Raw genomic sequence first — 11234 nt, 5'->3', positions numbered from 1 at the left:
CTGTTTGCAGCGATAACGCCGCAGGCCTCGGCTCCAGCCCCATAACGCCAATTGGTTGGCCTCGGCCTGGCAGTGTGGGCAAGCCGTCAGGTCGGGAAAGGCGTCCTGAACGGCGTCATGGTGAGTGGGGTGCTTGAGAGCGGAGGACAACAGACTCCGCTGTTTGAGGGTGAGTTGATCCAGCTGGGCAAGAAAACGCTGAAAACTTTGGGCATCCATGGCGTTGCTCCCGGTCTGCTACCGTATTCAGCATAGCTCCCAACACGGAATTGGGACATAGCCATTTTTTTGCCCGGTTTTTTCTCCTTTTCTTACACCCTCCATTGCGCGCCACCACATGCTCTTGTAAAATGAGCGGTTCTTGGAGATGGCATTCCTCCTGTAACCGCCCTGAAAAGCTGATGATGCCTACGGTATTCCCTGGATCGGGAAGCTGTGGGCGCGTATTCGTCCTTCTCCCGTCCAGGCTTGTTCAATTCCTGAAGCACTGGACACGCATGACTCCCAACAAATTTACCGAGCCTGTCGTCATCTTGCCGCATCTCGCCAAGTGGATTGCGCTCTCCGCCCTGACCGCCGCCCTCGCCGGCACGGCCTCCGCTTTCTTTCTGTTCGCGCTGGATTGGGCAACCGCCACTCGTCTGGCCCATCCGTGGCTGCTCTGGCTGCTGCCGCTAGCCGGCTTCCTGGTCGGGCTCGCCTACTGGCGGCTGGGACGCAATGTGGAGGCTGGCAACAATCTGCTGATCGACGAAATTCACGATCCGAAAAAGACGATTCCGCTACGGATGGCGCCGCTAGTGCTGATCGGCACGGTGGCCACGCATTTATGCGGCGGCTCGGCTGGACGCGAAGGCACCGCGGTGCAGATGGGCGGGGCGCTGGCCGATCAACTCAACCGGCTGTTGCCGCTCGGGCCCGAAGACCGTCGCATTCTGCTGATGGCCGGCATCAGCGCCGGCTTCGCCTCGGTATTCGGCACCCCGCTGGCAGGCGCCATCTTCGGCCTGGAAGTGCTGGCCATAGGCCGCCTGCGTTACGACGCCATCCTGCCGTGCATGGCCGCGGCCATCGTCGCGGATCTGGTCGGGCAGGCCTGGGGCGTCCATCACACTCACTACCATATTCCGTTCATTCCCAAGCTGAGCGGCTGGGGACTGGCCGCCTCGGTCATCGCCGGCGTGGCTTTCGGCCTGGTCGGCAAACTATTCGCCGACGCGACGCACGCGATTTCGGCCCAATTCAAGCGGCATGTGACTTTCGCGCCAGCCCGCCCGCTGCTGGGCGGCGCCATCGTCGCGCTGGCGGCCACGCTGCTCCCTGCCGATGCCTATCTGGGCCTGGGCATTCCCACCATCGTGTCCTCGTTCCAGCAACCGTTGCCGGCGTATGACTTCGTCGGCAAGCTAGCCTTCACCGTGATGACACTGGGCGCCGGCTTCAAGGGCGGAGAAGTGACGCCTCTGTTCTATATCGGAGCCACCTTGGGCAACGCCCTGGCGCCGCTGCTGCAACTGCCGTTCCCGTTATTGGCCGGCATGGGCTTCGTCGCCGTATTCGCCGGCGCGGCCAATACGCCGCTGGCGTCCACTATGATGGCGATGGAGCTGTTCGGTCCGGAAATCGGCGTTTATGCGGCGCTGGCCTGCGTGGTCAGCTATCTGTGCTCCGGCCATACCGGCATCTACCGCGCCCAGCGCGTGGGCCACGCCAAACGGCGCGGCGTGCCTGAGGGCGGGCGGTTGTCGGAGCTTTTTGCAGCCGCGTCCAGCTCGGACAAACGCTGAAACCGGCCGCCTCCGCCCCAGCGCTGCCAAAAGCGCGCGGCAGCGCGCCATGACGCGCCGCCCATGGCCCTGCCGGGGTTTGGACGGAGCTGCCTCGACCTCAAGAAGAGCCCAGCCCTGCCGGCTCGCTCAACGCCTCCGGCTGCTGCCCGCCGTTCAAACGGCGCAGCGAACCCAAGCCCAAGCTCAGCAGCAAGCCCGCCGCAGCAGCGCCTGTGCCGAACCAGGCCACCGCCGCCAGCGGCGCCAGCGCGCGCGCCAGCGCGCCCAGGCCCAATGCGCCCAAGCTGTCGCCCGCCACGTCTTGCGCGTTCCATAAGCTGTTGACACGCCCCAGCAGATGATCGGGCGTCTGTTGCTGCACCAGCGTGAACTGCAGCAGCGAAGCGATGGAACCCAGGTAGCCCAGCGCGGCGAGCGCCGCCAGTCCCCAGCCCAGCTGTGAAACCGCCCCCAGCGAGGCGACAGCTAGGGAAGACGCGGTCACGCAGCCCAGCATCATCGCGCCGGGACGGCGCAAGCCGCCCACCCAGCCGCTGGTGAAAGCGCCCAGCATGGCGCCCAGCGGCACCGCCGCATACATCAGCCCCACCTCGAATGCGCCGCCGCCATAGCCATCCTCGGCCAGCGCCGGATACAGCGCCCGCACCGCGTTCAGCAGCGTCTGCAGCGTGCCCACCGCCACCACAGCCCCAACCACCTTGTTTTGCCGCAGGAAGGAAAAGCCCTCCAGCAAAGCGCGCAGCGGATGCGGGGGCTCTACGTTCTGCGGCTTCAGCGCGGGCAGCCTGCTTAGCGGAATCAGCGTGGCCAGCGTGCCCAAGCCGGCCAGCAAGTAGTTCCAGTTAACGCCGGCAGCGGCGACGATCAAGCCGCCCAGCAAGGGCGACAGCACGGCGCCCAATCGCATGGTCAGCATGCTCAAAGCGCCGGCGGCAGCCAGCTTGTCGCGGCCGACGATGCCGGGAATCGACGCCATCAGAGAAGTGATGCCTATGCCGCTGAAGAAGCCATCCCAGGCGGACACCGCATACAGCGCCGGCACGGACGGACGGGTCATGAAGCCATTCAACGCCAACGCCAGGAAGCCCAGGCCGCAGGCGCCGCGGCCCAGCAGGATCAGCCGCCGCCGGTCCATGCGGTCGGCCAGCACGCCGCCGCACATCAAGCCGGCGAACATTCCCAGGCCGTCCAGCGCCATCGCCGCCCCCACTTGCAGCGCGGAGCCGGTCAATTGGTGGATCTGCACCGGCACCGCCACCATCAGGATGCCGAAAGCGAACACCGAAATCATGCGGGCGATGAAGATGGAGCGGAAATGCGGATTGAGCCTGAGCAGGCTGAAATCAACGAAAATAGAAGGTTTTTTCATGTTTTCAACACAAGGATTCGACGGAAACGGCAGATGCGCCAAAGCGGGAACGAAGCGGGCTGCGCGGTTTCGTCGCTGCTGGCGGTTGGCATGGTAGCACTCTACAATTGATATTGGGAATCATTTTTATTTGTTGGGCTAGAGCCCTCCCAATCAACCATCCTAGGCCAACTAGTTCAAAACCCGTGGAAGGCAAGACCGTACAAGCACTTATATCCATTCCGGCCAGCCAAACCTAACGTTCAACTGTCCAGGCGATCAGGATGGCGCGACTCCTGCCGCAGTCGCGCATCCACTCCAGCCGCAGACGCCCCCTCAACCGCCCCCGCGTAGCAGCGCGGACAAGGAGACGCCGCCCATGAACAGCCTGAGCGCCATCATCAACCCGGTCCTGGCAGACATGCCTTCCTCCCATTTGAAACAGGAGCTGCTGAACGCCTTCGGCAGCCGCGGCGACCGTTTCTCCGCCATAGAAGCCGGCTTCCGCTGCTTCGCCTCGGGCAACCATTCTCCAGCCGTTCTGCGCCGCTTCTTCCACAGCTGGAGCCAGACCAACAACAGCGCGATGACGGTGGCTGGCATCAGCAACCGCCTCACCCTACTGGTGCATACCGGCCGCGAAATCGCCGATCAAAACGCGCTGCTGCGCGCCATTGTCAGCCTGAACCGCATCGTCGACGAAGACCTGGCGGTCACGCACAAGATCCTGCACTCGCAGCTGTTCTACAACATGGCCACCGGCATCGTCGGCGACGACTTGTGGCTGTCGCGCGACTACCTGCACCCCAGCGCCCAGGCCTTCAAGGCCTGGAAGGATCACAACTCGCTGCGCGATCCCGATCCGGCCATCGCGCTGCTGACCACGCTGGCGCACGAGATCTATACCCATGGCGAAGTGGAATTCATTCTGCCGCTGTTCCGGCAATGGCTGCTGCGCGATCTGAAATTCTCCGAGCGCGACGCCATCCGCACCTTGGGCTGGATCAGCGTGCACTGCGGTCCGACTGAAAAAAACCACTTCTTCCACGCGCTGGACGCCATCGGCCATTACGGCCGGGCGATGGGGGTGGATTTCGAGCGCTACGGCGTGGACGACATCGTCGGCGACTATCTGGACAAGAAGGCCGCCGTACTGGAAGCCGTGGCGCCGCGCGCCCTCAGTCCAAGCGCCGTTCCGGCGCCGTGAAGCCGCCGCGCCAGGAGGCCCAGTCATGACCGATCATTCTCCGCATGCATTGCTGCTCGGCTTGAATAACCAAGACGACTGTGCCGCGGCGCCTCTCGCCAGCCTGTTGGGCCAGCCGCCGCTGGTCCCCCCGGAGCAGGTGTCCCGGCTGCGCGTCATGGTGACGCCCGAATACCTGGAACGGCTGCGCGGCCTGGCGCGAGTGCTGGACACCGCGCTGCGCGCCATCGTGGCGCAATATTTCCGCGACGAGCGCATCCGCGCCGTCTATGGCCTGCCTCCTGAGCTGGAAAGCATTCTCCAACGCGCGTCGGGCCAGCGCTACAACCCAGGCTTCTACCGCCCGGACTTCGTCTACGACCGGGACGGCCAGCCGCGCATTTGCGAGATAGGCGCCCGCTACCCGCTGAACGGCTGGATGATCAGCCATCTGCTGGACAAGATCTCCGCGGAGCCGACGGAGCGCCAGCCGGGATACGACGCCTTCCTGGACGCGCTGCGCGAATTGCACCCCTCCGGCAGCACCTCGGTCATCGTGCACGCGCGCGAACCTGGAACCGAAATCTTCCTGCTGGCGGACGAGCTGCGACGATCCGGCGCGCGCTTTTTGCAAGCCCATCCGTTCGAGTTGCGCTGCAGCGGCGGGCAGCTGCGCGTGCGCGACCAGACCGTGGACCAGGCAATACTGGAAATGGACCGCAGCGAATTGTCATTGCTCCCCCCCGCCGTGCTGACGCGGCTGATCGAAACCGGCGCCTACTTCAACGACGTGCGCACCCTCATCCTGGTACACGACAAGCGCGTGCTGGCCGTGCTGAACCAGGTCTCCATCATGCGCGACTACCTGCCCGCCGCCGACTATGCCGTCCTGCAGCCCTTCCTGATTCCCACCCACATCGTTTCCAGCCAACCGGAAGCGGAAGCCCTGCTGCAGCGGCCAGAGCGCCTGATAGCCAAACTCAGCAGCGGCGGACGCGGCCTGGGCGCGCGCGTGCGCCACGCCTGCGGCGAGGAGGAATGGCGGCGGCTGGTGCTGCGGCAATGGTCCCGCTACATGTTCCAGGACTACATCGAACAGCGCGAATTCCTCGACCCGGCAAGCCAGCGCCGCATCCGCCTGGTGGGCATGCAGCTTTGCCGCAACGGCACCAGCTACGGCCCCGGCGTGTTCCGCGGCTCGGACGAACTGGTCATCAACGTCCACCAACGGCGCGGCAAGCTGTATTCAACCATGGTGGCGGCATGAAGCATTCTGTGATCATTCCGCTGTACAACAAGCGTCCCTATATCGCGGACACCCTCGCCTCGCTAGCCCGCCAGCGCAAGCGGCCGCACCAGATCATCGTCGTCGACGATGCCAGCAGCGACGGCAGCGCCGAGGAGGCGGAGCGCGCGCTGAGCCGCCATGCGGCGGAACTGGACGGCGTGGCATGCCGCATGCTCCGCTTGCCGGACAATGCCGGCCCCGGCGCTGCCCGCAACGCGGGCCTCGCCCTCGCCGATGGCGAACTGGTGAGCTTTCTCGACGCCGACGACCGCTACCGCCCGGACTGTCTGCAAAAAGTGGCGGACTGCATGCGCGCGCACAAGCTGGAACTGGCCGTGCTGGGCTTCGACAGCGCGCCGGCGGCCGAGCGCTTCCCTCTGCCCTCGCGGCTGAGCGGCGAGCTGCAAACGCTGGCCGACAGCGTCCACTTGTTGCCCGACCCATTGCGCGCCGCCGGCCATCCGGATTTCTTCATGGGCCGCGCCAGCAATGTCGTCGCGAGGCGGCGCTGGCTGGAGCATGAGCGCTACGACGCGTCCGCTCGCCTGAACGAGGGCATAGACTTCTGGTACCGCGTGCTGCGCCGGGTCTCGTCCGAACCCGGCGCCCGCGCCGGCCTGATCTCGGAACCGCTAATCCGTTTCCGCATCGTCGCCGACAGCCTCTCGCACCGCGGCTGCGCGGACTGGCGCGCGCTGGCCCCGCCGCCCGCCCTGTTGCGCTATGCCGGCAGTCAGGACGCGCACGATGTCCGGCTGATGCGCATGCTGGCGCGCCGCTGGCTGGATTACGCAATGAACGCCCTGTCCTGCCCCATTCAGCGCGGAGATTTTCTGAACCATCACGGAGCGCTGCTGAATAGCTTGGGAATGGCGTCATGAGCGCCCCCCGCGCCGCCCACTGGCTCAGCCCGGACCCTGACGCCCTGTTGCAAGAATGCTTCCAACAGGCCAGCCGGCACCCGTTCTACCGCGACGTCCTCCGAGGCGTTCGCGACGCCTTCCAAGCCCCTGCGATGGACAAGCATGCCCTGCGCGATGCGCTGAGCGGCTACCAGCCGGGCGCCGACCCCGGGGGCGGCGTCTATCTCGTGCGTTCCGCCGGCAGCAGCCAGACGCCGCTGATCTTTCCGGTGGATATCGCCGAGAACCACGCGCAGCGCCAAGCCCTGGCCCACTGCCTGCTGGACGCGGGCATGTTCGACGCCCGCAGCGTGGCGCTGAACCTGTTCGGCTACGCCAGCCTGTACCGCAGCGCCGCCATCATGGACGACATGCTGGAGCGATGCCGCGCCACAACCTTGGCCATGAGCGCGCAGGCTGAAGACAGCGAGATTCAGGCCATAGCCGGCCATTTTCAACCCAGCCACATCATGGGCACGCCGTCTCGCCTGGCCGCCTTCGCCAGCCATCTGGAGAAACGCGGCGTCGCGCTGGACATTCCTCAGTTGCTATACGGCGGCGAGCTGATGCGGTCGTCAACCATGGAGCGGCTGCGCGCGGCGCTGGGAACAAGACAGGCGTGGTCGCTGTACGGCGGCGCGGAAACCGGCATATGGGCCTGGGGCGACGCCAGCGCGCGGCCGGGCCTGTTCGAAATCATTCCGCAGGTGGTGGTGGAGATACTGGACGCAGACCGCGACGGCTATGGCCGCATCGCCGTCAGCAACGGCTGGCGACGGCGCTTTCCCGTGTTCCGCTATTGCCTGGGCGATATAGGGAGATTGACCGAGCGCCAAGGCGTACGCTATCTGGAGCTGCGAGGGCGGGACAGCCGCTCCTTCCGCTTCAATGAGCTGAACTTCGAACTGGAAACGTTCGAAAGGCTGGCCGCGGCGGCGGAGGCCTTCCAGCTGCAACTATCGTTCGACGCAGCCGGACGGGACAGGTTGACCCTGCTACTGGTGGATGAAGCGAAGCGTTGCCGGCCCGACGGCATCCGCGCCGCCCTGGCCGCCATGCTGAACCAGCCGGAAAATCCCGGCGCGTTCGAACTGCGCATGGCCTCTCGCGAACAACTGCGGCTGGACCCCGCTACCAGCAAGGCGCCGCCGCTGCTAGATCTCAGACGCTGACTGTCCGCCCTTCCCGTCCGGCCCAGTCAAGCTGCGCTCGCCTGACAGATAGACCAGCCGCCCCCGCCCCGGCAACGACTAACCTCAGTCAACAAGACCCGGCTCAGCCGGGCCGGCCGCGCCTCGCTCGAGTTCCCCCAACTGGACTGCTTTTCCATCCCACTCTAGGAGCAAGCATGGCATTCCAAAATGGCAAGATATGGATCAAACGACTGCTGGGCGCCGCCGCGTTGCTGGCCGCCTGCCACGCCCTGGCCCAAGCCGCGCCGCCAGAACCCCCGCATAGCCTGACCCGCGCCGCCGCCTCGCCGCGGCCGGCCGGCGTGCCCGCCGATTACCTCATCACCCCATTCGGCTATTTCCACCCCGCCTGCGTGCAGGAAATCCGGCCCCGGGAAAGCGTGCAGGCCGACGGCAGCATCCGCGGCGCGAACGGCGCCGTCCGCGCCGGCGCCAGTTGCCAGCATGTCCGTTACACCCTGCGCGGCGAGGCCATAGGCCCGCGCGACAAACGCCCCGCGCCGCAAACTGCGCTTACCGCGACTCAAAGCGCCATCAACGGCTGGGTGCTGGACACCGAGCTGACCACCTCATCGGCCTATGGCGGCATCAACGCCAGTTGGACCGTACCTGCCAACCCGGCCGCCTACGCCGGCCAGGTGGTCTACTTCTTCCCCGGCTTGCAGGACTACAACGACGTGCAAAGCATCCTGCAGCCCGTTCTGGGCTGGAACGCCTTCAATGACAATCGCTGGACCATAGCCAGCTGGAATTGCTGCCAGAACGGCGCGGTGAACTACAGCTCACCGCAGGCGGTGGCCAGCGGCGACCAGATCGTCGGCACGGTCCAGAACAATTGCGCAGCCGGCGCCGCCACCTGCAGCTCCTGGAACATCAACACCCAGGACCTCACCCGAAACGTGTCCAGCGCGCTTAACCGCACCAGCAACTACGGCCAGACCTTCAACTGGGCCTTCGGCGGCGTGCTGGAAGTGTACGGCGTGTCCAGCTGCGGCCATTACCCGAGCGACGGCGGCATGAGCTTCGCCGGCATTCAGCTGTTCGACGCCAATAAGCGGCAGATTACTCAGGGCCTGTCCTGGCAGGCCAACGTGCTGCAGCAGGCCGGCTGCAATCTGAACGCTAGCGCGGCCCCCGGCGTCGCCAATCTCAGCTACTGAGGCCAAGCCGCCGCGGCCTCATCACCAGGCCATCCCTCCGCGGCCAGGGCCGGCGTCCAGGCGATGATCTCGCAGCTGGCGACGCCGGCCCACAGGAAGGGGGCCTCCGCAGCCCAGCGCGCCACCTCGCTCTCGGACTCTCCCCTGACCAGCACGATATCGCCTGCAAGCGAAGCCAGCCCCCCCGTCCATACGCTGACGCGCAGCCACCCGGCCGGCTTATACTGTCGGCAGGTTCATTCCGCCGCCCCTCAACCATCGCCCGCCGCAGGAGACCGCCATGCTAGCCGCGCCCATTCCGGAAAACGAACAGCAAAGACTGGAATCGCTGCGCCGCATGCAAATCCTGTCCACGCCCAACGAAGAGGCGTTCGACCGCATCGTCCGACTGAGCAAGCGGCTGTTCCGCGTGCCCATCGCCGTCATTTCGCTGATAGACGAGCACAGGCAGTGGTTCAAATCCTGCAGCGGACTGGAGCTGCGGCAGACCGAGCGGCGCACCTCATTCTGCGGCCACGCCATCCTCAGCGACGAACTGCTCGTGGTGCCGGATGCCAGCCGCGACGAGCGCTTCCACGACAATCCTCTGGTGACCGGCGCGCCCGGCATCGCCTTCTACGCCGGCCGGCCGATCAAGAATTGGGAAGGCTTCCGCATCGGCACGCTGTGCGTGATAGACACCCAGCCGCGGCAGCTGTCGGCAGACGACAGGCAAAGCCTGGACGATCTGGGCGCCTGGGTGGAGATGGCGCTGGCGAACCGCCAGCTGGGCGAGGCTCAGGCGGAGATCGTGGCCGAGCTGGACGCAGCCCGCCGCCAGTCCATGCTGGACCCGCTGCTGAACATCTGGAACCGCGCCGCCGGCAAGGCGTTGCTGGCCCGCGAGGCGGCGCGCGCCGAGCGCCAGCAGGGCGAGCTGGCGGTGATGATGATAGACCTGGACTACTTCAAAAATATCAATGACGACTACGGCCACCTGCACGGCGACCGCGCGCTGATAGAATTCAGCCTGCGCATCACCTCCTGCCTGCGCGCCTACGACAGCGTGGCGCGCTTCGGCGGCGACGAATTCTTCGTGATTCTGCCGGACACCAGCCTGGCGCAGGCGGAGAAGCGGGCTGGCGAGATCCTGGCCAAAATCCGCTCCTCCCCGGTCGAGTCCGACGATATCAGCTTTCCGCTATCGGCCAGCATAGGCGTGGCCGCCGCCTGCTTCCGAAACGCCGCGGCCACGCCGCGCGAGCTGGTGGGCCGCGCCGACGAGGCGCTGCTGCAAGCCAAGCGCGACGGCCGCGGCAACATCAAATCCTACGCCGCCTGACGCCCTTACAGCACGTGCGGATCAATGTCCGCCACGCTGTTGAATACATAATCCGGCTGATACGGAAACTGCTCCATCGATTCCAGGGTAGACACGCCGGACAGCACCAGGGCCGTGCACATGCCGGCCTCCAAGCCGCCGACGATGTCGGTGTCCATGCGGTCTCCTATCATCACCGCCTCTTCCGGATGCACGCCCAGCTTGCGCGTGGCCAGCATCATCATCAGCGAATTGGGCTTGCCCACGATATAGGGTTTCTTGCCGGTGGCGGCCTGGATCGCGGCCAGCAAGGTGCCGGCAGCCGGCTCGTAGCCGCCCTCTATGGGATCTATCATGTCCGGATTGGTGCCGATGAATTTGGCGCCCTGGTCAATGAAGCGCACCGCTTTCTTGATCTGTTCGAAGCTGAAAGTCTGCGACTTGGCCACCACCACGTAGTCCGGGTGGGATTCGGAAATCGAGAAGCCCACATTGTACAGCTCGTTGATCAAGCCGGCGCCGCCCACCACATAAGCGGTCGGCATGGCCTTGCGCGTCTGGCTTTTCAGAAACATCGCCGTCGCCATCGCGCTGGTGATGAAGTTGTCTTCAGTCAGCCCTGGAATGCCCAGGCCCTCCAGCTTCAAGCGCAGATCCAGCGGCGTCTGCTCCGCGTTATTGGTCAGAAACAGGAAAGGCGTGCCGCTCTCGATCAGGCGGGTGACGAACTCGCGCGCGCCGGGAATCAGCTGCTTGCCCCGGTAGATCACGCCGTCCATATCGGAAATGATGCTCTTGCTCATGGTGTGTCCAGATACTCTGGTGCCGGCTGCGCGGGCACGATCGCGGGCCGCGGCGGCGGCGCCGCGACGGAGGGAGCATAGCATGGCGGCGCGACGCTTGGCCGGCATAGCGCCGCCGCGCCGGCCATGCTGTCCATATATATCATCAAAAAATAATATTCTTCGGAACAAAACCGCGTTTCCGCATTCAGACCTGTCTGGCCGCGGGCAAACACCCCGGCCAGCAGGACGCCGCGCCGCGCAGGCGGCGGCGTCCAATACATC

General features: G+C 65.5%; 10 protein-coding genes, 1 pseudogene and 1 riboswitch. Of the genes and pseudogenes, 7 read left to right on the top strand and 4 right to left on the bottom strand.

What is annotated here, in order from left to right:
- Nucleotides 1-219: pseudogene (locus C2I19_RS22480) on the bottom strand (IS1595 family transposase); the annotation flags it as partial.
- Nucleotides 220-354: 135 nt separating this feature from the next.
- Nucleotides 355-418: riboswitch (Fluoride riboswitch) on the top strand.
- A 79-nt stretch (nucleotides 419-497) separates the two neighbouring features.
- Here C2I19_RS22480 and C2I19_RS11310 point away from each other — a divergent pair.
- On the top strand, nucleotides 498-1787 hold the full coding sequence (locus C2I19_RS11310) for a voltage-gated chloride channel family protein (protein ID WP_103902796.1): 1290 nt from the start codon (nucleotides 498-500) through the stop codon (nucleotides 1785-1787).
- Between the two features lie 100 nt (nucleotides 1788-1887).
- On the opposite strand, the gene entS is transcribed toward C2I19_RS11310, so the two are convergent.
- Nucleotides 1888-3159 carry an enterobactin transporter EntS gene (entS, locus tag C2I19_RS11305; protein ID WP_103902795.1) on the bottom strand — a complete coding sequence of 424 codons (1272 nt, stop codon included), beginning with the start codon at nucleotides 3157-3159 and terminating at the stop codon, nucleotides 1888-1890.
- A 358-nt stretch (nucleotides 3160-3517) separates the two neighbouring features.
- Between entS and C2I19_RS11300 the strand changes: the two genes are divergently transcribed.
- From C2I19_RS11300 to C2I19_RS11285, 5 genes are all read left to right on the top strand, one after another.
- Entirely contained in the window at nucleotides 3518-4345 is an 828-nt protein-coding gene (locus tag C2I19_RS11300; RefSeq protein WP_103902794.1) for a hypothetical protein, read from the top strand.
- 25 nt (nucleotides 4346-4370) lie between these two features.
- Entirely contained in the window at nucleotides 4371-5591 is a 1221-nt protein-coding gene (locus C2I19_RS22000) for a hypothetical protein (RefSeq protein WP_158253699.1), read from the top strand.
- Complete coding sequence (locus C2I19_RS11295) at nucleotides 5588-6493, top strand: glycosyltransferase family 2 protein (RefSeq protein ID WP_158253698.1); 906 nt, start codon at nucleotides 5588-5590, stop codon at nucleotides 6491-6493. The genes C2I19_RS22000 and C2I19_RS11295 overlap by 4 nt, the downstream gene beginning before the upstream one ends.
- A complete protein-coding gene (locus C2I19_RS11290; protein WP_103902792.1) occupies nucleotides 6490-7686 on the top strand; it encodes a phenylacetate--CoA ligase family protein in 1197 nt (398 codons plus the stop codon). Before C2I19_RS11295 ends, C2I19_RS11290 begins: the two co-directional genes overlap by 4 nt.
- Nucleotides 7687-7862: 176 nt before the next feature.
- Entirely contained in the window at nucleotides 7863-8867 is a 1005-nt protein-coding gene (locus C2I19_RS11285) for a hypothetical protein (protein ID WP_103902791.1), read from the top strand.
- On the opposite strand, the gene C2I19_RS21995 is transcribed toward C2I19_RS11285, so the two are convergent.
- The gene (locus C2I19_RS21995; RefSeq protein WP_158253697.1) at nucleotides 8861-9022 is read right to left on the bottom strand and encodes a hypothetical protein; all 162 of its coding nucleotides are present in this window, start codon (nucleotides 9020-9022) and stop codon (nucleotides 8861-8863) included. The two genes, C2I19_RS11285 and C2I19_RS21995, sit on opposite strands and share 7 nt — an antisense overlap.
- Before the next feature lie 125 nt (nucleotides 9023-9147).
- On the opposite strand from C2I19_RS21995, the gene C2I19_RS11280 reads away from it, so the two are divergent.
- Complete coding sequence (locus C2I19_RS11280; RefSeq protein ID WP_103902790.1) at nucleotides 9148-10188, top strand: GGDEF domain-containing protein; 1041 nt, start codon at nucleotides 9148-9150, stop codon at nucleotides 10186-10188.
- A 5-nt stretch (nucleotides 10189-10193) separates the two neighbouring features.
- Here C2I19_RS11280 and C2I19_RS11275 read toward each other — a convergent pair whose 3' ends face one another.
- Nucleotides 10194-10970: an HAD-IIA family hydrolase gene (locus C2I19_RS11275; RefSeq protein WP_103902789.1), complete on the bottom strand. Its 777-nt coding sequence runs from the start codon at nucleotides 10968-10970 to the stop codon at nucleotides 10194-10196.
- Between the last annotated feature and the right edge of the window lie 264 nt (nucleotides 10971-11234).

It is taken from the genome of Chromobacterium alticapitis (assembly GCF_002924365.1).
Classification (GTDB): domain Bacteria; phylum Pseudomonadota; class Gammaproteobacteria; order Burkholderiales; family Chromobacteriaceae; genus Chromobacterium; species Chromobacterium alticapitis.
The sequence above is the reverse complement of the archived record's forward strand: the minus strand, read 5'-3'. Positions and strand labels throughout refer to the sequence as shown.